26 protein-coding genes are annotated in these 21,895 nt (G+C 45.3%); 25 read left to right on the top strand and 1 reads right to left on the bottom strand.

Features of this window, described 5'->3' with window-relative positions; genetic code table 11:
* Positions 1-559 precede the first annotated feature (559 nt).
* A complete protein-coding gene (locus BLS23_RS16130) occupies positions 560-1,615 on the top strand; it encodes a dipeptidase (protein WP_089654075.1) in 1,056 nt (351 codons plus the stop codon).
* Between the two features lie 71 nt (positions 1,616-1,686).
* Here BLS23_RS16130 and BLS23_RS16125 read toward each other — a convergent pair whose 3' ends face one another.
* Positions 1,687-2,613 (bottom strand): aldo/keto reductase, encoded by a 927-nt coding sequence (locus tag BLS23_RS16125; protein ID WP_089654074.1) that lies wholly within the window; start codon positions 2,611-2,613, stop codon positions 1,687-1,689.
* A 95-nt stretch (positions 2,614-2,708) separates the two neighbouring features.
* Here BLS23_RS16125 and BLS23_RS16120 point away from each other — a divergent pair, with 95 nt between their 5' ends.
* The 24 genes from BLS23_RS16120 (at position 2,709) to BLS23_RS16005 (ending at position 21,738) form a co-directional block, all read left to right on the top strand.
* A complete protein-coding gene (locus tag BLS23_RS16120) occupies positions 2,709-3,254 on the top strand; it encodes an NUDIX hydrolase (RefSeq protein WP_089654073.1) in 546 nt (181 codons plus the stop codon).
* Positions 3,254-4,411 (top strand): endonuclease Q family protein, encoded by a 1,158-nt coding sequence (locus BLS23_RS16115; protein ID WP_089654113.1) that lies wholly within the window; start codon positions 3,254-3,256, stop codon positions 4,409-4,411. Before BLS23_RS16120 ends, BLS23_RS16115 begins: the two co-directional genes overlap by 1 nt.
* Positions 4,412-4,492: 81 nt before the next feature.
* Positions 4,493-5,131 (top strand): stage II sporulation protein M, encoded by a 639-nt coding sequence (gene spoIIM, locus BLS23_RS16110; protein WP_089654072.1) that lies wholly within the window; start codon positions 4,493-4,495, stop codon positions 5,129-5,131.
* Positions 5,132-5,242: 111 nt separating this feature from the next.
* Entirely contained in the window at positions 5,243-5,719 is a 477-nt protein-coding gene (gene fur, locus BLS23_RS16105) for a ferric iron uptake transcriptional regulator (protein ID WP_089654071.1), read from the top strand.
* Between the two features lie 286 nt (positions 5,720-6,005).
* Positions 6,006-6,224, top strand: coding sequence for a DUF4227 family protein (locus BLS23_RS16100; protein WP_089654070.1), 219 nt, complete (start codon positions 6,006-6,008; stop codon positions 6,222-6,224).
* A gap of 7 nt (positions 6,225-6,231) precedes the next feature.
* Positions 6,232-7,119 carry a site-specific tyrosine recombinase XerD gene (gene xerD / locus BLS23_RS16095; RefSeq protein WP_089654069.1) on the top strand — a complete coding sequence of 296 codons (888 nt, stop codon included), beginning with the start codon at positions 6,232-6,234 and terminating at the stop codon, positions 7,117-7,119.
* 97 nt (positions 7,120-7,216) lie between these two features.
* Positions 7,217-8,395, top strand: a complete 1,179-nt coding sequence (gene deoB / locus BLS23_RS16090) for a phosphopentomutase (RefSeq protein ID WP_089654068.1) — start codon at positions 7,217-7,219, stop codon at positions 8,393-8,395.
* A 15-nt stretch (positions 8,396-8,410) separates the two neighbouring features.
* Positions 8,411-9,232: a purine-nucleoside phosphorylase gene (locus tag BLS23_RS16085; RefSeq protein ID WP_089654067.1), complete on the top strand. Its 822-nt coding sequence runs from the start codon at positions 8,411-8,413 to the stop codon at positions 9,230-9,232.
* A gap of 63 nt (positions 9,233-9,295) precedes the next feature.
* Complete coding sequence (locus BLS23_RS16080; protein WP_089654066.1) at positions 9,296-10,597, top strand: pyrimidine-nucleoside phosphorylase; 1,302 nt, start codon at positions 9,296-9,298, stop codon at positions 10,595-10,597.
* Between the two features lie 172 nt (positions 10,598-10,769).
* Positions 10,770-11,006: a hypothetical protein gene (locus tag BLS23_RS16075; RefSeq protein WP_089654065.1), complete on the top strand. Its 237-nt coding sequence runs from the start codon at positions 10,770-10,772 to the stop codon at positions 11,004-11,006.
* 12 nt (positions 11,007-11,018) lie between these two features.
* Positions 11,019-11,405 (top strand): HIT family protein, encoded by a 387-nt coding sequence (locus tag BLS23_RS16070; protein ID WP_089654064.1) that lies wholly within the window; start codon positions 11,019-11,021, stop codon positions 11,403-11,405.
* A 632-nt stretch (positions 11,406-12,037) separates the two neighbouring features.
* Positions 12,038-13,213 (top strand): D-alanyl-D-alanine carboxypeptidase family protein, encoded by a 1,176-nt coding sequence (locus BLS23_RS16065; RefSeq protein WP_089654063.1) that lies wholly within the window; start codon positions 12,038-12,040, stop codon positions 13,211-13,213.
* Between the two features lie 94 nt (positions 13,214-13,307).
* The gene (gene spoIIAA / locus BLS23_RS16060) at positions 13,308-13,673 is read left to right on the top strand and encodes an anti-sigma F factor antagonist (RefSeq protein WP_089654062.1); all 366 of its coding nucleotides are present in this window, start codon (positions 13,308-13,310) and stop codon (positions 13,671-13,673) included.
* The gene (gene spoIIAB / locus BLS23_RS16055) at positions 13,658-14,098 is read left to right on the top strand and encodes an anti-sigma F factor (protein ID WP_089654061.1); all 441 of its coding nucleotides are present in this window, start codon (positions 13,658-13,660) and stop codon (positions 14,096-14,098) included. The genes spoIIAA and spoIIAB overlap by 16 nt, the downstream gene beginning before the upstream one ends.
* A gap of 10 nt (positions 14,099-14,108) precedes the next feature.
* Entirely contained in the window at positions 14,109-14,855 is a 747-nt protein-coding gene (gene sigF / locus BLS23_RS16050) for an RNA polymerase sporulation sigma factor SigF (RefSeq protein WP_089654060.1), read from the top strand.
* Positions 14,856-15,040: 185 nt separating this feature from the next.
* A complete protein-coding gene (locus BLS23_RS16045; RefSeq protein WP_089654059.1) occupies positions 15,041-15,658 on the top strand; it encodes a stage V sporulation protein AA in 618 nt (205 codons plus the stop codon).
* Complete coding sequence (locus BLS23_RS16040) at positions 15,645-16,055, top strand: stage V sporulation protein AB (protein ID WP_089654058.1); 411 nt, start codon at positions 15,645-15,647, stop codon at positions 16,053-16,055. The genes BLS23_RS16045 and BLS23_RS16040 overlap by 14 nt, the downstream gene beginning before the upstream one ends.
* 26 nt (positions 16,056-16,081) lie before the next feature.
* Positions 16,082-16,540 carry a stage V sporulation protein AC gene (gene spoVAC, locus BLS23_RS16035; RefSeq protein WP_089654057.1) on the top strand — a complete coding sequence of 153 codons (459 nt, stop codon included), beginning with the start codon at positions 16,082-16,084 and terminating at the stop codon, positions 16,538-16,540.
* 12 nt (positions 16,541-16,552) lie between these two features.
* Positions 16,553-17,569 carry a stage V sporulation protein AD gene (spoVAD, locus tag BLS23_RS16030; protein WP_089654056.1) on the top strand — a complete coding sequence of 339 codons (1,017 nt, stop codon included), beginning with the start codon at positions 16,553-16,555 and terminating at the stop codon, positions 17,567-17,569.
* Complete coding sequence (gene spoVAE, locus BLS23_RS16025; RefSeq protein WP_089654055.1) at positions 17,566-17,916, top strand: stage V sporulation protein AE; 351 nt, start codon at positions 17,566-17,568, stop codon at positions 17,914-17,916. The genes spoVAD and spoVAE overlap by 4 nt, the downstream gene beginning before the upstream one ends.
* Positions 17,917-17,940: 24 nt before the next feature.
* Complete coding sequence (locus BLS23_RS16020) at positions 17,941-19,410, top strand: spore germination protein (RefSeq protein ID WP_089654054.1); 1,470 nt, start codon at positions 17,941-17,943, stop codon at positions 19,408-19,410.
* A gap of 115 nt (positions 19,411-19,525) precedes the next feature.
* Positions 19,526-20,821 carry a diaminopimelate decarboxylase gene (lysA, locus tag BLS23_RS16015; RefSeq protein WP_089654053.1) on the top strand — a complete coding sequence of 432 codons (1,296 nt, stop codon included), beginning with the start codon at positions 19,526-19,528 and terminating at the stop codon, positions 20,819-20,821.
* Between the two features lie 14 nt (positions 20,822-20,835).
* Positions 20,836-21,270 carry a peptidylprolyl isomerase gene (locus BLS23_RS16010; protein WP_089654052.1) on the top strand — a complete coding sequence of 145 codons (435 nt, stop codon included), beginning with the start codon at positions 20,836-20,838 and terminating at the stop codon, positions 21,268-21,270.
* An 18-nt stretch (positions 21,271-21,288) separates the two neighbouring features.
* Positions 21,289-21,738, top strand: a complete 450-nt coding sequence (locus tag BLS23_RS16005; RefSeq protein ID WP_089654051.1) for a site-2 protease family protein — start codon at positions 21,289-21,291, stop codon at positions 21,736-21,738.
* Positions 21,739-21,895: the final 157 nt, after the last annotated feature.

Raw genomic sequence — 21,895 nt, 5'->3', positions numbered from 1 at the left:
TTCCCTCGCTTCTGTACGATAAGTCAACATCGAATCACTCCGTTCTTCGTGTTTCCTTTATCTCCGCCAGCTCAGTCCAGTCCATACGCCGCTGATCGAGGCGCCTCCACACTTAAGTTAGGAGTCTCCCCATTCCCCTCCGCCCCTTACGAAATAAGTGTCTCGAACCAACTTCTGGAATCATATGCTTTTATTCACAGCGAAAGTTGTAAGATATAGACTTTCCATTTCCGCTTTTCGGGATTTGAAAGGATTGATATAAAGCGTTTTATATCAGCTTCCGAGTGGGGTGGAAGACACATCCTCTTGGTATAGGGGTTCGTTTCTTTTTACATGGAATGGGGTGGTTGGGAAGCTGGGAGACTCCCGCGGGAATGGATGGGCTGGAGAGACCCCGCAGAGCGGAGATCGAGGAGGCTCTCCGTCATCCCCGCAGGAAAGCGAGCGGCTTCCCAACCACCCCTGACTCTCAATCAGGCAACGAAACCCCGGTTATCTCGAAACGGCGTCTTCCACAATCGGAACGAGCAAAATGTTGATTTTAAAGGAGGAGAAGTAGATGAAAGTGCCGTTCATAGATGGGCATAATGATACGATGATGAACTTTGAAAATGGGGTGAAGCCCTTTTTCAAAGGGACGAAAGAAGGGCACATTGATTGGCCGAGAGGGAACCGTTCTGGTCTGGCCGCAGGTTTCTACGCCGTTTTCTGTCCGAACCCTGATACCGATCCACTCCCTGTCGCCTACAAAACTGAGAAGGGATATGAAAAACCGTTTCCGCGTCCGTTGTCATATGCTTATGCTTGCGAGTATACCAATAAGATGGTCGCCCGCTTCTTAAAAATGGAAGCAGAGTCGGGTGGGAAATTCAAAGCGGCACGTACCGTTGGGGACATAGAAGGGGCCATTGCGGGAGAATACATGGCCGGCATTTTACATATCGAAGGAGCAGAGGGGATCGATAAAGACTTACATGCGCTGTCTGTCTTATATGAAGTAGGGTTACGTTCTGTGGGTCCAGTCTGGAGCAGAGCAAACGCGTTCGGTGAGGGAGTTCCGTACCGTTTTCCTTCCTCTCCAGATACGGGGCCCGGCCTTACGGAAGCCGGGAAAAATCTCGTCCGCGAGTGTAACCGATTAGGAATCATGATTGACCTTTCCCACTTGAATGAAAAAGGGTTTTGGGATGTCGCCTCCATTAGTGATGCTCCCCTTGTAGCTACTCATTCCAATGCTCATCAAATATGCCCGGTTACTAGAAACCTGACAGACAAACAAATCGATGCAATCGGAGAGTCGAATGGATTGGTTGGGGTCACCTACAGTATTAATCCCAATATGGTGACAGAAGATGGTGCGAATAACGAAGGAGCCGCTTTAACTGACATCACGAAACATATCCATTACATGATCGGTCGCATCGGAATCAACCACGTCGCTTTAGGTTCGGATTTCGACGGAACCCGAGTGCCGACGGCTCTTAAGGACGTGACTGGCGTGCCGAAATTGTTAAATTTATTGAAAGAGGAAGGATTGAGCAGGGACGACATTGAAAAGATCGCCTATAAAAATTGGCTTCGTGTTCTTAAGGAAACATGGAAAGACAATAGCTGATCCAAGCTTCCCATAGAAAAAAGACGAGGGTGCCCCTGCGAAAGGCATCCTCGTCTTTTGTTTGTCATCGATTATCTGGCTCTGTGTTTTTGATAGGTGATTCCTTTTGTCAGTGCTTTCATTTCCTTATAAATCTGCTCCGTCAATGGAGGAGACTCAAGGTAGCGCAAGTTGTCGTTCAGCTGCTCCACGGAGCTTGCTCCGAAGACAGCGGTCGCGACGGTAGGATTTTGCAGGACGTATTGAAGCGCGAGCGTCTCTGCCGTTTTCTCATCACTAGTGAATGATTGCCATTGCTTCGCGATTTCCAATACTTCTTCCTGGCTGTACTCTAAAAATCCATTTTCTGCTTTTTCTTGGGCTTTCTCTTGTCCTTTCGAAGATAACATTCCCTTTGCCAGGGGCCCCCTTGCCAGGACACTGATTTCATTGTCTGCAAGCAGGTTGAGAATTTCTTCTTCCGGGCGGCGATCCAGCGCATTATATTGCATCATGACACTTACGATGTTGGATTTTTCCACATATTCTTTAATGACATTCGGACGAATCGAAGAGATGCCGTATTCTCTGATCAGACCTTCTTGTTTGAGCTCTTCAAAAGCTTCGATGCTTTCCTCAATCGGATCATCAATGGTGCCGCCATGCAGCTGATAAAGATCGATATAATCGATGCCCAGACGTTTCAGGCTGTCTTTCACACCTTCTTTGATGTGCTTTTTGGACGGGTCCCAGTGCCAGTCCTCTTGATCAGGATTAAAGTTGTTACCGACTTTCGTTCCGATTAATAGGTCGTCTCTTTTTCCTTTGACCGCTTCTCCTACGATTTTTTCGTTTTCCCCAAAATCGTATAAGTCGGCCGTATCTAAATAATTGATGCCGGCATCGACGGCGCGGTCGATGATGTCTTTTGCTTTGTTATGATCGGTACCGAGCGACATGCATCCAAGACTGATTTCTGATACGTATAAATCTGAAGATCCTAATTGACGTTTGTTCATGTAATCATCCTTTCCATCTTAATTGTAGCGGATTGTTCCGGTTCCATGCCACTCCTGTGATAAAATGACGATAGTAACAAGAGAGGATGAATGTTTTGAAAAAATTTGAAGAAAAAACATATGAAACCGAAACGATTTATAAAGGGAAAATTGTTCAATTGGATATCGACAGTGTTACTTTACCCGATGGGAATACATCTAAACGAGAATTGATCCGCCATCCAGGTGCTGTAGCTGTCATCGCAATTACTGAAGAAGGAAAGCTCGTTTGTGTGGAACAGTACAGAAAACCGATGGAGAAAAGCATCATCGAAATCCCTGCAGGCAAGCTTGAACCGGGTGAAGAACCGAAAACATGTGCGCTTAGGGAATTAGAAGAAGAGACGGGGTATACGTCCGATGACCTTGAATTCATTACATCTTTCTATACTTCTCCTGGGTTTGCCGATGAAATCGTTCATCTTTACTTTACGGACCAGATCAAACCGATGGAGGAGCAGCCGGACGGGGACGAGGACGAGTTCGTCGAACAAATAGAACTGACGGTGGAGGAAGCAGAAGCTTTGGAAAAAGAAGAGCGGATCCATGATGCGAAAACGGCCTATGCCATCCTTTATATGAAATTGAGAAATGCGAGATGATGAATACGTTTTTCGTCGATCTACATATTCATATCGGCAGGGACTGGAACGGAAAGCCTGTGAAAATAACAGGTTCCAAATCGCTGACACTCTCGAATATTTTTAAAGAGGCAGCGAATCGAAAAGGGCTCGATATGGTCGGTGTCATCGATGCTCAAGCTCCTGCCGTGCAGGAAGAAATGATGGATCTGATCGATCGGGGTCAAGCCGTGGAATTAAAGGAAGGGGGCATCCGTTATAAAGATACGGTCCTCCTTCTAGGTTCTGAAATCGAAGTATATGATGCGGCTTGTTCCGGTCCGATCCATGTGCTCTGTTATTTTCCAACGATGAATCGAATGCGGGCGTTCACCGCATGGCTTTCACAGAAGATGAAAAATATAAATTTAAGCTCTCAACGTTTTTATGGCACCGCTCGCGAACTCCAGCAATATGTGAAAGAACATGATGGAATCTTTATTCCCGCTCATGTGTTCACTCCTTTTAAAAGCCTTTATGGAAAAGGGGTGAAGGAAACATTACGAGAAGTTCTTGATCCTGACAAAATCGATGCCATAGAACTTGGGTTAAGCGCTGATACAGATATGGCTGATTTGATTGGGGAGCTAGAACCGTATACTTACGTGACCAACTCCGACGCTCATTCCTTAGGGAAGCTTGCCCGCGAGTATCAGCGAATGGCTTTAAAGGCATTGAATTTTGAAGAACTGCGCCTGGCTTTACACAATCAACAGGGAAGAAAAGTCCTTACCAATTATGGGATGAGTCCCGCCATGGGGAAATACCACCAGACCGTTTGTGCCAAATGTCTGTCGCCTGCTGAGATTTCTGCTACTCAATGTGAAGAATGTGGATCCAGAAAAATCGTCAAAGGCGTGAAAGACCGTGTGGAGGAGTTGAAATCTAGTTCTCAGAAGAAAGAGAGACCTCCGTATATCTATCAAGTGCCTCTATCATCTCTCCCTGGAGTAGGGATGCGTACCTACGAGAAATTAATCGATGCTTTTGGTACCGAAATGGCCGTCATTCATGAGGTTTCTCAGGAAGAATTGACGACGGTCATTCCTGAACAAGTGGCTGAGCGGATCATAGCCATGAGAAAAGGGACACTCACCATTCAGGCGGGTGGGGGAGGACGTTATGGAAGAATTCAATAGAAACTGAGCTGGAATTGGTCTACTTTTTCCATCTCTCTCATAGATTGGTCATAGACCGGTGAAGAGAAAGGTGGATAAAAGATGCAGCAGGGTATGCGAATGGTTAAAAACGACGTTCAAACACATATGAATATTTTCGTGTTCATTTTCGTTCTATTTCTTATGGGGATGATTTTCGGGGCAGTCATTGTAAACAGTATGAACTTTGTCCAAAAGCAGGATCTCTTCTTCTATTTGAAGCAGTTCTTTGAGCAGCAGACGATGATCGGGGGAACGGGAAAGGCTACCCTGTGGAAAGATAGCGTTCTTTACCATCTCAAGTATATGCTTCTATTATTTTTGTTAGGAATCTCTGTCATCGGGATGCCGATCATCACGGTTTTACTTTTTATCAAAGGATTGGTGATCGGATTTTCCGTCGGTTTTCTAGTCAATCAGATGGGCTGGTACGGTTTGTTGATTTCATCGGTTTCAATTGCCCCTCAAAATGTCATTATTATTCCTGTATATCTGATTGCAGGCTCCCTTGCTTTGATTTTTTCACTCACCTTGTGTAAACAGCTGTTCATTCGTCGGGTTCACCAGCCGATCATGAAGGGCTTTCTAAGGTATAGTGCACTGTTCGGAGCGTTGATTGCAATCCTGATGGTTTCTTCCGTTGTGGAAGTCTTTCTCAGCAACACTTTTTTGGAATATGTCTTGAAATGGATATACAAGTAAAGGGTATCAGATAATAATGATTATCGTTAACAGATTAAAATAATTATAATTTGACACTCGTTCTGTCTCTGATTATAATGAAATTGGTATTACGAGGGAGGGACGAACGATATGGAACATCGTATAGATAGAATTAAAAAGCAGCTGCATTCCCAGAGTTATAAGCTGACCCCGCAGCGTGAAGCCACAGTACGGGTACTTTTGGAAAATGAAGAAGATCACTTAAGTGCGGAAGATGTTTACCTCCTCGTAAAAGAGAAAGCACCAGAAATTGGTCTAGCAACCGTCTATCGAACATTAGAATTACTATCAGAACTTAAAGTTGTCGATAAAATTAATTTCGGAGATGGCGTCTCCCGATATGACTTGAGAAAAGAAGGTGCCGAACACTTTCACCATCATCTCGTATGTATTGAGTGTGGATCTGTGGAAGAAATCGATGAAGATCTCTTAGGGGATGTAGAAAAAATCGTTGAAAGTCAGTGGGGTTTCGAAGTGAAAGATCACCGCTTGACATTCCACGGCATATGCCGTGTGTGCCAAAAACAGGCCGTAACGACATCATCTGCAAAATCAAACGAAGATTAAAAAAGACCGCCGCTATGAGGACATAGTGGCTTTTATTTTGTTTTCTATTCGTTCAGCAAAAGCAGAGGAAGAACTGTCCGGGCCGGCCCTTGTATGCGTTTTCTAAAATCTCTGACTCTTGTATTTTTATTTACAAATGAACGAAAATCGTGTACGTTAAACCTAGATGGGACTTGATCTGTTTTTTCAATGGCTCTGCCACCGTATTCTCTCACCATTCTACGTATATTTGTAGGGAATTTAGGCATATCCTTTACAAAAAGGTACGGAAGTGAGGGGAGTGCCAATGACCCGTTTGAAGAACAGTTTAAGAGATTTAATCAAAGTCCTGATTGTATTCACTGTTTGTACTTGCGTTTTTTATATGGCTTTACGAATGGTGCATGAAGAATACGAGCGCCAGCATCGATACGATCCGCCAGGTGGTACGGCAATTAAAGTCTATCAACCCCTGGAGCAACCATGGACGGATCGGCTGTCGATATTTTTTCGGTTAGGAGAGTAGATGGACGATGCAGCATGCGCTGGAAGATTTTTTTCATTATTTAACCGTAGAGCGCGGATTATCACCTAACACGATTCAATCTTATAAACGGGATCTGTCTCAGTACGATCGATTCTTACAGCAGGAATTAGGAGTGAAGAGTTGGGATGAAATGACCCGCTCCCATATTATGAAGTACTTGCATCACCTCAATGACCAGGGACGTTCGTCAGCAACCATCGCACGGTTATTGTCATCCATTCGTCTTTTTCATCAATTCCTGATCCGGGAAAAGGTGACAGAGCACGATCCGAGCTTACATATAGAGACACCGAAGAAAGAAAGGAAGCTTCCGAAAGTGCTCTCTTCAGACGATGTGGACAAGTTGTTGAACATTCACGCCAAAGACCCACTTTCGGCAAGGAATAAGGCGATGTTCGAAATGCTGTATGCCACGGGTCTAAGAGTGACGGAACTCGTTTCTCTCAAAGTGACGGATCTGCATTTGACGATGGGTTTTGTCCGCTGTCTAGGAAAGGGGTCGAAAGAGAGGATCATCCCTCTCGGTGACATGGCTAAAGATGCGGTTGAAAATTATTTGCAAGTCGGTCGCGATGCTCTCGTGAAGCATAAGCAGACCGAAGAGCTTTTCGTCAATCACCACGGAAATGCCTTATCCCGGCAAGGTTTTTGGAAGGTATTGAAAGCGGTTGCTAGGGATATGGGCGTGAATAAAGAGTTGACACCACATACGCTGCGCCATTCTTTCGCTACACACCTGTTGGAAAATGGAGCCGATCTGAGGGCTGTGCAGGAAATGCTTGGGCATGCAGACATCTCGACGACGCAAATCTATACCCATGTCTCCAAGACAAGGTTAAAAGACGTTTATCGCTCGTATCATCCACGGGCATAAACTCTTTTGTGTTTTAAGTTGTCTGACATCCTACATCTTAAGAATATGGGGTAGTTTTTCACGAATTTGGGAAATTAAACATTAGGAGGGATCTTTGATGAATTCATTCAAACGTGTATTTTTAGTAGTTATGGACTCTGTAGGAATAGGAGAAGCTCCGGACGCAGAAAAGTTCGATGATAAAGGAGCCCACACTCTGGGGCATATCGCAGAACATATGAACGGGTTGGACATGCCGCATATGGGATCGCTTGGACTGAGCAACATTAGCCAGATTCAGGGGATTGACAAGGCGGAAAAGCCGAAAGCGCATTACACAACGATGGTGGAAGCGTCGAACGGAAAAGATACGATGACCGGTCACTGGGAAATCATGGGCCTATATATCGACCAGCCTTTCCGTACGTTCCCGGACGGTTTTCCTGATGAGCTGCTGGACCAGATCAAAGAAAAGACTGGTCGCGGCATTGTTGGGAATAAACCGGCATCAGGGACGGAGATCCTTAAGGAATTAGGAGAACATCACATGGAAACGGGAGATTTGATCATTTACACTTCTGCCGATTCTGTCTTACAGATTGCTGCCCATGAAGATGTCATTCCACCGGAAGAGCTCTATGAAATCTGTGAGTTCTGCCGTGAAATCACAAAAGATGAAAAATATATGGTTGGCCGCGTCATTGCCCGCCCATTCATCGGGGAACCGGGAGCCTTTGAACGTACATCCAATCGTCATGATTATGCCTTGAAGCCATTTGGACGCACAGTTATGAACGAGATGGCTGATGAAGGACTAGATGTTGTCGCGATCGGTAAAATTTCTGATATTTATGACGGCGAAGGCGTAACAGAAGCGATCCGCACGAAAGACAATATGGACGGGATGGATCAGCTGGTGAAGACACTGGATAAAGATTTCACTGGCATGAGCTTCTTGAACCTGGTCGATTTCGATGCGAAATTTGGTCACCGTCGTGATCCACAAGGATATGGAGAAGCGCTGCAGGATTATGATGCCCGCCTGCCTGAAGTGTTGGATAAGATGAACGATGATGATTTGCTGATTATCACAGCAGACCACGGCAATGACCCTGTCCACCACGGTACAGATCACACACGTGAACTTGTTCCATTGCTTGTCTATCACAATGGCATAAAAGAAGGACAGGAACTTGATCAGCGCCAAACGTTTGCCGATATCGGTGCGACCGTTTCTGAAAACTTTTCAATTCAAATGCCAGAACACGGCAAGAGCTTTTTGAAAGATATTCGATAAGGGAGGAGAAACAAAATGAACCAAACACAAGTAAAAGAAGCATCTCAATTCATTCAAGGAAAATTGACTCATGAACCAACTGTCGGACTGATTCTAGGATCCGGCCTTGGTGTACTGGCGGAGGAGATTCAAAACCCGACAACCATTCCTTATACGGAAATCCCTCACTTTCCTGAATCTACGGTTTCAGGACATAAAGGACAGCTGGTCGTTGGTGAATTAGAAGGACGACAAGTTATCGCGATGCAAGGACGTTTCCACTATTATGAAGGTTACGATATGAAACAGGTGACTTTCCCGGTACGTGTAATGAAGGCTCTTGGTGTTGAAACACTATTCGTTACAAACGCTGCTGGCGGCATTAATGAAACCTTTAAGCCGGGGAACTTGATGATCATCACCGACCATATCAACAATATGGGAGACAGCCCGCTGATCGGCCCGAATGATGAGGATCTTGGTCCACGTTTCCCTGATATGTCTGAAGCGTATGATCGCGCTTTGATCGATCATGCAAAACAGTCAGCCGAGCGTTTGAACCTTCAAGTACAGGAAGGGGTTTATGTAGGAAACACAGGACCTGCCTATGAGACAGGCGCAGAAGTACGTATGCTGCGTACACTCGGCGGAGATGCCGTCGGAATGTCCACCGTCCCAGAAGTGATGGTCGCCAACCATGCAGGAATCCGAGTGCTTGGTATCTCTTGTATTTCCAATATGGCTGCTGGAATCTTAGATCAGCCGCTTACCCATGATGAAGTCATCGAAACGACGGCTCAAGTGCGTGAAGATTTCCTAGGGTTCGTGAAAGAGCTTCTAAAAACATTACCAGCATAAAAAATCGAAAGCGTCTTTGTGAGGCGCTTTCGCATTTAAACTTTTAAGTAAAGGGTGATCGAGATGAGAATGTACGACATTATTGTAAAAAAACGCGATGGCGGGGAACTGACGAAAGAAGAAATTGAATTCTTCGTTGAAGGTTACACAAAAGGAGAGATTCCTGACTATCAGGCATCTGCTTTCACGATGGCGATTTACTTCCAAGGCATGACTGCAGAAGAAACAGCTACGCTGACACAAGCGATGGTGGACTCTGGAGAAACCATCGACCTTTCAGCAATCGAAGGTAAAAAAGTCGATAAGCACTCCACAGGTGGTGTAGGTGATAAAGTAACATTTATCGTTGGACCACTCGTTGCTTCTGTCGGCATCCCTGTTGCTAAAATGTCAGGCCGTGGCCTTGGGCATACAGGTGGAACGCTTGATAAATTAGAGTCCATCAAAGGCCTTGAAATTGAGATGACTAAAGAGAAATTCATTGAGAATGTTAATACACACAAGCTTGCGGTTGCAGGTCAAACTGGAAACCTGGCCCCTGCAGACAAAAAATTGTACGCTTTGAGAGACGTGACGGGTACCGTGAATTCCTTACCATTGATCGCTGGTTCTATCATGAGTAAGAAAATTGCCTCAGGTGCAGACAGTATCGTCCTTGATGTGAAAACAGGTTCTGGAGCTTTTATGAAAACACTTGAAGACTCTGAAGCCCTGGCTCGTGAGATGGTGAACATCGGAAACAACCTGGGACGTAACACCGTAGCTGTCATTAGTGACATGAATCAGCCACTTGGCTATGAAGTCGGGAATGCGAATGAAATTAAAGAAGCGGCAGAAATTCTACAAGGGAAGAATGTAGAAGACTTACGTTTGCTTTCACTTGAAATCGCTTCCCATATGGCTGTGCTTGCTGAGAAGTTCTCTTCATATGAAGAAGCGTATGAAGCAATCGAAGCCAATATTGAAAACGGGAAAGCCTTCCAATCCCTTCGCACACTCATTGAGGCTCAGGGTGGAGACGTTTCTATGATTGATGATCTGGATCGTTTACCAAGAGCGGCTCATGAAATTGAAGTCACAGCTGATCAAGATGGTTTCGTATCTGCTATTGATGCAGAATCCATTGGTATTGCCGCCATGTATCTAGGAGCAGGCCGTGCGACGAAAGATGATGAAATCAATCACGGAGTCGGAATCAGCCTGAAGAAGAAAATCGGCGATCCTGTCAAGGCAGGGGAAGCTCTTGTCGTATTAATCAGTGATGATGAGCAACCGAATGATTCTATCCAAAAGGTAAAAGAAGCTTACACCATTTCTGGTGAAAAAGTCGAGAAACCAACACTGATTCATAACATCATTAAATAAGATTTTGAACTTAGAAAAGAAGCGAACCATCTACACCCGTAGGTCGGTCCGCTTCTTTTTTTGTCTATCCAGGCATGGGATTGTGGAGAGGAACAATAGAATGCGAAAGGGGGATTGGATATTCATAAACAGGGCGGTTCATGATATTATTCTTGTAGAAGGGGGCGAATGCATGATTCGGTTTTTGGAGTTGCTCTTCGCGCTAGCCGCTCTTGTTCTTGTCTTGTCCAATTGGTTTTTTTCATTGAATGTAAGCTTTGATCTCGTAGCACTCGTGTTGGCTCTTTTATATTTTTTTACAGGCATTCATTATCTAAGAGACGATCGCGTCATCAGAGGAACGGTCATTCTCGTAGTTTCTTCCATGATGGCCTTTATTTTTATCGAAAGCTTCATACCGATTACATAGGGAGGGGAAGACATGGATCAGTGTGTTTTATGCTCACCAGAAGCGGATAAAGAACAGAAAATCATTTTTGAAAACGACTCCTGCTACTTTGTCCAAAAAGACCAGCGTATATTAAAGGGCTCAGGGTTGATCGTTCCCAAATCACATAAAACAACCGTATTTGACCTTTCCAGAGAGGAATGGATCGATACGCAGGAAATGATTCAACAAGTCAAAAGCTGGCTTGATGAAACACTTAAACCGGACGGATACAACATCGGTTATAACTGTTACAAAACAGGTGGGCAGCATATCTTCCATGCTCACATGCACATCATCCCCCGCTTCCAGGACGAACCCCACGCCGGCAAAGGCATCCGCCACTGGCTTAAACAAGAAGAAAACAAACGCCACATCTAAAACACGACCTACCAAGGTCGTGTTTTTTGTTGTTCTCCTACCCGTAGTCTTCAACAAACGCTCCCTTTTCTGGAAGACTCAGTTTCGAGACTTTTGTTGTGTGGATGGGGCTGCGGAGAATAGCTCGCTTTCCGCGGGAGCGCGGTGAGCCTCCTCGGACTGCGTCCTGTGGGGTCTCACCCTGCACTTTTTTCCCGCAGGAGTCTCGCCATTCCCCTCCGCCCACTTGCCGGAAAAAATTCTCGAAACTACCTTCCAGCAATAGGGATTTTTATGGTCGATAATCCTATATCGACGCGGTTTAAGCAGGATTTAAAACAGTTTTTGGCAGGGTACTATAAGAGGGATTTCGAGAACCTCACATGGCCAAGGGGCGGAGGGAAAAGGTGAGACTCCTGTGGGAAGTGCGTGGTAGATGAGACCCCGCAGAGCGTTAGCTCGAGGAGGCTCATCACTCGCCCACGGAAAGCGAACCTTTTCCTGGAGCCCCTAAATTCTCACGAAGTCTCGAAATCGAGACTTACACAAACCTGCCATATTGTTGAATACCTAGTGGTGCTGTTTTGCATTATGTATAGAAGATGATGGTAAGGGAAAGCTAGGGGCACTTAAAGCAATGGGAGGTTTAGGTTATGAAAAAAATGATGGGTGTGTGTCTCGCTCTTTGTTTAGTTGTCTCACTTTTTCCGTTAAACATGACTTTTGCAGAAGAAAGGGATTCAACTGAGATCGTCAATTCGGCGAAGTCAGCGATATTGATGGAGAAGAACAGCGGGATGACGCTTTATGATAAGGATTCAAATAAAAAGCTGCCCCCTGCGAGTATGACGAAGGTCATGACGCTGTTGTTGATCATGGAAGAACTTGATAAAGGCGGCATCAAGCTGGATGAAAAAGTACGTATCAGTGAACACGCCGCTTCTATGGGAGGTTCTCAAATTTTCCTTGAAGCTGGCGAAGAGATGACCGTTGAAGATTTGCTCAAAGGGATTGCTGTCGCATCTGGAAATGATGCGAGTGTCGCTATGGCTGAACGGATTGCCGGAAGTGAAAAAGAGTTTGTCGCTCAAATGAACCAAAAAGCAAAAGATCTCGGTTTGAAGAATACACAATTCCAAAACCCAACAGGTCTGCCGGCTGAAGGTCATTACAGTACGGCTCATGATATGGCGGTCATGGCAAGAGAACTGCTGCTTCATGATGAAGTGACAACGTACACAAAAATTTATGATGATTATTTACGTAAAGGGCAGGACAATGAATTCTGGTTAGTCAACACGAACAAGTTAATTAAGAATTATCCAGGAATGGACGGACTGAAAACAGGTTATACAAGCGAGGCGAAATATTGTCTCACGGCCTCTGCTAAGCGCGATGATATGCATATGATCGCCGTCGTGATGGGAGCAGAAAATCCGAAGATGAGGAACTCGGATGTGACAAGTCTTTTGGATTATGGTTTCAGTCAGTATGAGGGCGTCAAACTCTATTCGAAGGATGACACGATGAAAACCATGAAAATGACGAGAGGGAATCCTCTTGAGTTGAACCTTTCCCCTGAAAAAGACGTCGTCGTCCTTAAGAAGAAAAATGATAAGAAGAGCAAGTATGAAACAGAGCTGAAAGTAGTAGAGAAATCAGACCTTCCATTGGAAAAAGGGGCCCATATGGGATGGGTGATCGTGAAGAATGGGGATCAGGAAGTAGCTAAAGTTCGTCTCGAAACGGTCGAAACCGTGGATAAAGCAGGTTTCCCTACCCTGTGGCAGCGTTCGTGGAAGAATTTGACGAGCTTTCAGAGGTTTTAGCATTTTCTCACTAGTTATGTTTTTGAGCAGGAAATGACAGCGAAAATTACGAAAAGACATAGTGACTCTTATAAAGTCAGAGGAGGTAATTCACTTGAGTCTTCAAGTTAATTTTGCTGTCAGAGAGAATGTTTTGCTCGTCAGGTTAAATGGAGAGCTGGATCATCATGAAGCCACAACTCTTCGGGAAGCTTGGCAGAAGGAGCTCGCGAACAACGGTGTCGAACATGTGATTGTCAATTTACAAAAATTGTCCTTCATGGATAGTTCAGGCCTTGGTGTGATGCTCGGTCGTTATAAAGAGGTACAAGCAAAAGGGAACGAAATGGTGCTCTGCTCGATTTCGCCTGAGGTTCGGAGATTGTTCGATATGTCGGGAATGTTCAAAATCATGAAGCTCGTGGATGATGAGGCATCCGCGCTTGAGATGTTGGGGGTGGCATCATGCGAAATGAAATGACGCTGGAGTTTACGAGTGTGAGTGAAAATGAATCCCTTGCCCGTGTATCTGTTGCCGCTTTTGTCAGTCAAATCAATCCGACGATGGAAGAGCTTACGGATATTAAAACCGTCGTCTCTGAAGCTGTCACGAATGCCATTATTCATGGTTACGAAGAGAAAAATGATGAAAAAGTCATGCTTACTTGTGCCATTGATGACGGAGAAATCGAACTGATCATTCAGGATCGCGGTCAGGGTATTGAAAATATCGATATTGCGAAAGAACCGCTATACACGTCGAAACCGGAATGGGAACGCTCGGGAATGGGTTTTACCATCATGGAGAATTTCATGGATCGCGTAGACATTACATCAGAGCCCGGGGTCGGAACAACGATCCGAATGACGAAGCAGTTGACGTCAACCCGCGCTTTGTGCAATTGAGGCGCCGCCTATGAGCGATACGACAAAAGACCGTCTGTCCGACAAAGATGTCAAAGAGCTGATCAAAAAGAGTCAGGCGGGCGATCAAGAGGCGAGGGACTATTTGGTAGAAAGAAACACCCGTCTCGTATGGTCGGTCGTCCAGCGATATCTCAGGCGTGGATACGATCAGGATGATCTGTATCAAATCGGCTGTATCGGCCTGCTCAAATCGATCGACAAATTCGACTTGAGTTATGATGTGCGTTTTTCTACGTATGCCGTACCGATGATCATTGGTGAAATCCAGCGCTTCATTCGTGATGATGGCAGTGTGAAAGTGAGCCGGAGTTTGAAAGAACTGAATCATAAAGTCCGTGGCAAGAAAGAAGAGCTGTTAAAAGAATATGGCCGCTCTCCGACGGTTAATGAACTGGCAGATGCCTTAGGGCTTACAAGGGAGGAAATCGTCCAGGCGGAGGAAGTTGGACGAACTCCTCAGTCCATTTATGAAACGGTATATGAAAACGAAGGCGACCCGATCACGCTCGTCGACCAGATTGCCGAAGAGGAAAGCAACTGGTTCGATCATCTAACCCTCCAGGATGTGATGAGTAAACTGGACAAGCGGGAGCGGCTTATTATTTACTTGCGTTATTACAAAGATCAAACGCAAACCGAAGTGGCGGAACGTTTAGGCATATCGCAAGTACAAGTATCGCGGTTGGAAAAGAAAATCCTTGCTGATATGAAGGAAACGATGAATGATACAAGCTGAGGGCTGTACCTATAATGGTACAGCTTTTTTTATTTTCTGGTAAAAAATCGTATACCTGAACCTTCTTGTAGCAGCTTCAAATACACGATATTTTCCATTATCCAATAACCAAGGACTCTTCGTATGATTTTTCCGATCTCACACATAATAAGTCTAAGAAAATTTACGCAGGGGAGGCGGTAGGATTGGCGACTCCTGTCTATATACGTACAAAACAATCGATCTATGTTCAACCGTTGGCAAAAATCCGTTTGCAGGATGTGGCTCGTGTTACGGGTCAAAAGCGTCATAAACCTGTCTTGGAGCAGATGGTCTTGCATCAAGTGACCGAAGATGACCAAAACATCGTGGTTATCGATTCGTTCATGATCATTGAACAAGTGATCGAGAAATTTCCGGAGCTTGAGGTCGAACTGATCGGCCCGAATCAATGCGTGGTTCATGTGGAAAAACACCAAAAGCAGCCGTCCCCTCTATTGATCAGTGCGATATGGGTCCTGCTTTTTATTGGAGCAGCGATGGCGATTATGAACTTCCATTATGATGTGAGCATGCAGGCCGTTCAACAGAAGCTGCACTTCATGTTGACAGGGGAGAAAGTGGAACATCCGTTATGGATCCAGGTGCCGTATTCCATCGGTCTTGGGATAGGAATGATCTTATTTTTTAACCACTGGTTTCAGAAACGATTCAATGAAGAGCCGAGTCCGATGGAAGTAGAGATATTCAATTACCAGGAAGATCTGGACCATTATGTAGCCATTAAGGAGAATAAGGTGGAAAAACAGGATGTGGATCGTTGAAGCACTCATTGGACTTGCTGCTGGCATTGCTGTCGGAACAGGCTTCGTTGCTTTTTTGACAGTCCTCGGGATTGTCCCAAGGCTCATGCAGTTGAGCCATTCGGAATCAAAACTCCGGAGTTATGAAATGGCTGTGATTCTAGGCGTTTTCGCAGGGATTTACCTTTCATTTGGGGATGGCCCTGTGAAGATGACCATGATTGGTCTTGTGATATGGGGACTTTTTCATGGGATCTTCATAGGAATGCTGGCCGCTGCTCTGACGGAAGTCTTGAATGTATTTCCACTTTTATTCAAACGAATCGGTGTGGATGGTTTTCTCTTTACGCTATTAATGGCTCTGGTGCTTGGGAAAATTGCGGGATCTTTATTCCAATGGATCATTTTTGTCAGGTGAACGATCTGTGATTAGGAGGAAGTAGTGTGGCTAAACAACCGCTCAATGAAAAGAACTTTGATAAGGCGAGAAAATCCTATCAACCGAAACCGCCTTATGTCATGAATTGTTTGAAAGCATTTATTATAGGTGGGTTGATTTGCGTGTTTGGTGAACTTTTGACACAAATGTATATCCACTGGTTTGACTATAGTGAAAAAAATGCCATCAACCCGACGGTAGCGACTCTAATACTACTCTCTGCTCTCGCTACAGGTTTCGGTGTGTATGATAAGCTCGGACAGTTTGCTGGTGCTGGTTCAGCGGTTCCAGTCACTGGATTCGCAAACTCGATTACCTCAGCAGCATTGGAGCATAAATCTGAGGGGCTCGTGCTCGGGGTTGCCACCAACTTATTCAAGTTAGCAGGATCTGTCATTGTATTTGGTGTTGTCGCTGCTTATGTATTAGGAATCATTCGTTACGTATGGTCGCTTATTTTTTAGGAGGAAAAGCATATGGCTAAAACTGGAACACATTCGTGGACGTTTACCGATCCGGTCTACTTACAATCCACGGGCACGGCTGTCGGTCCGATGGAAGGAGAAGGTCCACTGAAAGAAACGTATGACGTCATTCATGAAGAGCTTCACTGTGGTGAATCCAACTGGGAGCTTGCTGAACGCAAACTGATGACAGATGCGGTTAATACTTGTCTGCAAAAAGCAGGGGTCGACCAATCCAATATTGATTTGTTTTTAGCTGGAGATCTTTTGAACCAAAACGTCACAGGAAACTATGTAGCGAGACAGTTAGGTATACCTGTTTTAGGTATGTTCGGCGCTTGTTCGACGAGTATGGAGACACTCGCCACAGGTGCTGCGCTCGTCTCATCAGGGTACGCCACCCAAGCATTAGTAGCCGTCAGTTCTCACAACTGTACAGCCGAACGACAATTCCGCTATCCAACGGAATATGGGGGACAAAAGCCGGGCACCGCTACGTTTACCGTGACAGGAAGCGGGGCTGCCCTTCTTTCGAAAACACCATCGAAGGTTAAGGTCGAAGCGGCAACCATTGGAAAAGTCATGGATTATAGCGTCAAGGACCCGTTTGATATGGGATCGGCGATGGCACCAGCCGCCTGGGACACCATCAAAACGCATTTGGAAGACATGGGGCGTGTTCCGGGGGATTATGATGTGATCGCAACGGGGGACTTGTCCTCTGTGGGAACCCCTATTCTTAAAGATTTGATGAAACAGGATGGCTATGATATCAGTGATGTCCATAAAGATTGTGGGCTGCTGGTCTATCATAGCGACCAACCTGTGTTTGCAGGGGGAAGCGGATGTGCGTGCTCAGCGGTCGTGACTTATGGGAAAATTGTGCAGGATTTGATGAGTGGTAAATACAAGCGTGTGTTAATTGTTGCGACAGGTGCGCTCATGAGTCCGATGATGCTTCAACAGAAGGAATCGATTCCGGGAATCGCTCATGCCGTTGTGCTCACGAGAGGGGAGGAAGGATCATGACATTCTTATGGGCGTTTATCGTCGGGGGGAGCATTTGTGTGATCGGGCAGATTTTAATGGATGTATTCAAATTGACTCCAGCCCACGTCATGTCTTCCTTTGTTGTAGCAGGCGCGGTCCTGGACGCGTTCGATCTCTATGATAACCTCATTGAATTTGCAGGTGCAGGAGCCACTGTGCCGATTACAAGTTTCGGGCATTCGCTTTTGCATGGAGCTATGGAACAGGCGGATGAACATGGCTTTATCGGCGTGGCCATCGGTATTTTTGAACTGACATCTGCCGGTATTGCATCCGCCATATTGTTTGGTTTTATCGTTGCTGTTATTTTCAAGCCTAAAGGATAACTCGAGATCAAGGAGTGGAGGTTTATGCCTACGAAGAAACAAGGAACGCCCATCGTCATGAAGCTCGACCAAAACCGGAAGACGATGAATGAACGCATTGGCGTAGACCAATCATTTGATGCCGGTTTCCGTACGTTGACCTTACTAGGTGTGGAAGTGAACTTCTATTATGTCACAGGGTTGGTAGAGACACCCATCGTTGTAGAAGTGATGCGCCAATTAATGGAAATGAATGATTCGGAGGACCACGTCGATTCCGTATTTAAATCCATAAAAGATGAAATCCCTCATCAACAAGTAGAGACGACTTCCGACATTGATAAGTGTATCACCCAGATGCTTTCCGGATTGATGGTCATTTTCGTCGATGGGGAAACAGAGGCCTTCATTGTTGATGTGCGGACGTATCCTGGAAGGACCCCAGAAGAACCGGATACGGAAAAGGTCATCCGTGGTTCGAGGGATGGGTACACAGAAAATATCATAGAAAACACAGCTCTTACACGTCGTCGTATCAGAGACGAACGGTTAAGAAATGAAATTATGCAGGTCGGGAATCGTTCGAAAACAGATGTTTGTATTACTTACATCAAAGACGTTGCCGATCCAGGGCTTGTTCAATTGTTAAAAGATGAAATACAAAAAATCGATATCGACGGCTTGTCGATGGCGGATAAAAGTCTCGAAGAGTACATTGTCAATCAGGGAAGGAATCCTTTTCCGCTCGTAAGATATACGGAACGGCCTGATGTCGTCGCTTCGCATTTATTTGAAGGACATGTAGTCATCATGACCGACACATCACCAAGTACAATCATTACTCCGACCACGTACTTCCACCATGTGCAGCATGCGGAGGAATTCCGGCAGTCTCCTCCTGTTGGGACTTTTGTACGGTGGGTGCGTTTTTTTGGGATTTTTGCATCTGTTTTTCTTTTACCATTATGGATGTTGTTCGTTATGCAGCCGGATCTGCTTCCAGAACCGCTGGCCTTTATAGGTCCCAACGAAGAAAGCAGCATTCCCATCATCTTTCAAATATTGATTGCCGATTTAGGTTTGGAGATGCTCAGGATCGCAGCCATCCATACACCTACTCCTTTATCGACGGCTATGGGACTTATCGCCGCTGTTCTTATAGGGCAAATCGCCATTGACGTAGGGATGTTCGTCCCTGAAGTCATCCTTTACGTAGCTGTTGCAGCCATCGGATCCTATTCAACGCCGAGTTATGAATTATCTGTGGCTAATAAAATGGCACGAATCGTATTTGTGATTTTAGTCGCGATATTTGGGATTAAAGGGCTGATGGGTGGATTCTTAGCTTATATTCTGCTTTTAGCGAATACGAAGTCGTTGAACACCCCCTATTTGTGGCCATTTCTCCCGTTCAATGGAAAAGCGGCGATTCAAATTATTCTCCGTCTAAGTATGCCATCGTTGAAAGTGAGACCGAGCGTTGTTCACCCTCAAAACAATCACCGTCAAAAATAATCGTATTGCCCGTTCTTTAGCAATGTGATAAATTAAAATAAATCTTGATGTCCTTTGAACTCCAAGGGGCATTTTCTTTTTATCATTTCTCCGTTTGTAGAAAAGGTGGGTTACGATGAATCATGATGTTAATGAAAATGGGCAATTGTTAATCGGACAAGTTCCAGCTACAGACCTTGCCGAACAATATGGCACCCCTCTTTATGTATATGATGTTGGTGAAATCAGACAAAAGGCACGGGCATTTGTGCAGACATTCAAAGAAAATCAGGTAGCAGCTCAAGTCGCCTATGCAAGTAAAGCTTTTTCTTCTGTCGCGATGCTTCAGGTTGCGAACCAGGAAGGTCTCAGTCTGGATGTCGTTTCTGAAGGAGAACTACATACAGCCCTTGAAGCAGGCTTCCCCGTAGAGAAGATTCACATGCACGGGAACAATAAAAGTATCCGTGAATTGGAAATGGCCGTAGAACATGGAATCGGATGTATCGTCGTTGATAATTTTTATGAAATCGAACTCCTGCACTCCATCCTCAAAGAGCAGAAGAAAGAGATGGATGTCTTGTTGAGGGTGACACCGGGGATCGAAGCCCATACCCATGATTATATTTTGACAGGGCAGGAAGACTCGAAATTCGGTTTTGATTTGAGCAGCGGCCAGGCTGAAGAGGCATTCATGAAAGTCCAGGATGATGCCAATATCCGTTTAGTCGGACTTCATTGCCATATTGGTTCACAAATCTTTGAGACGAGCGGTTTCGAAATGGCAACGAGAAAACTCTTTACTACTTTGAACGATTGGCGTGACCGCTATAAATATGAAGCGACCGTACTGAATTTAGGCGGCGGGTTCGGGATTCAATATACGGAAGAGGACGAACCGCTTGATTTGGATCAATATGCTCACGCCCTTATCCGTGAAGTGAAAAACCTCTCATCGCAGTACGATTATCCTATGCCGGAAATCTGGATTGAGCCGGGGCGTGCAATTGTCGGGGAGGCAGGTACTACGATCTATACCATCGGTTCCCTCAAGGAAGTCCCTGATGTAAGGACGTATGTATCTGTGGACGGAGGGATGACAGATAATATCCGTCCAGCCCTTTATCAGGCAAAATACGAAGCAGCGCTGGTAGAAAAAATGGACCAAAAGCCGGAAAAAGAGTATTCCATAGCTGGAAAGTGCTGTGAATCTGGAGATATGCTAATATGGGATGTGGCGCTTCCTGCGGTTGAACATGGAGACAGACTTGCAGTTTTCAGCACAGGAGCGTATGGTTATGCTATGGCTAACAATTACAACCGCTTTCAAAAAGCGGCCGTCGTGTTTGTCGAAGACGGAAAGCATCAGCTTGTCGTCAGAAGAGAGAGCTATCAAGAGATGACACGACTAGATTTATCTTATGAAAAATGAGAGGGGTATGAGAAATGAAACAAGCAACGATTGAATTTGAAAATGGAGAAAAAATGCTGATTGAACTTTACGATGAAGCAGCACCAAACACGGTAGCGAATTTTGAGAAACTGGCCAATGATGAATTTTACGATGGATTGACATTCCACCGTGTCATCCCAGACTTCGTGATCCAGGGCGGGTGCCCGAAAGGAACAGGAACGGGTGGTCCAGGCTATACGATCAAATGTGAAACCGAAGGCAATCCTCACAAGCATGAGCGAGGATCCCTTTCCATGGCCCACGCTGGAAAAGATACAGGAGGAAGCCAATTCTTCGTCTGTCACTCTCCTCAGCCACACTTAGACGGCCGTCACACCGTTTTTGGCAAAGTGGTGGATGGTGTGGATACGGTCGATCGTGTTCGTGTCGGAGATGTCATGCAGAAAGTCCGCGTTGAGGACAAGTAATCATTAAAAGAGCCCTTCATGATTGTCACACTACTCGTATTGATTTTTTTAGTGGCACCTTTGAGTCTGTTCATCCATGAGCTTGGTCACCTATTCCCCGGCCTGTACTTCAGGGCAGATCATAGTGTCCTTCACCTTGGCCGGGGAAAAGTAATCGGGCGATGGGAAAAAAGCGGGGTACATGTGTACATCCACCTTTTTTTCTTCCAGGGAGCTTACTCGGTGAATGAACGGAAACCTCCGTTCAAAGATTTCGAAAAAGCTTGGATCAGTATTGGCGGTCCTTTACTCAATGCTCTAACAGCTTTCGTTTTGTTCTTATGGTTTAAGGAGCAGGGCGGTGATCTGCTTCGTATTTCTTTTCTTTTTAATACGTACCTTGCCCTCGTGAATCTTGTACCGTTTTCTATCAAAGAAAAGGGTTCTGATGGATATCAGCTTTGGTCGATTGTGAAAAGACGGTTTTAAACAGGCTTGAATAATCCAGGGCTATGCTATATTCTATGTAGCGGGGCAAATCACAAAAAACCGGGGGCAGCGTATAATGAAAATGAAAAATTGGATGCTGTTTACGTTTTTATCGTTGTTCAGCATCGGTTGGGGCTTATACTACTGGTTCGTCATC

It is taken from the genome of Halobacillus aidingensis, assembly GCF_900104185.1.
In the GTDB taxonomy this organism is placed as follows: Bacteria; Bacillota; Bacilli; order Bacillales; family Halobacillaceae; genus Halobacillus; species Halobacillus aidingensis.
This window is presented reverse-complemented; position numbering and strand designations above follow the sequence as displayed.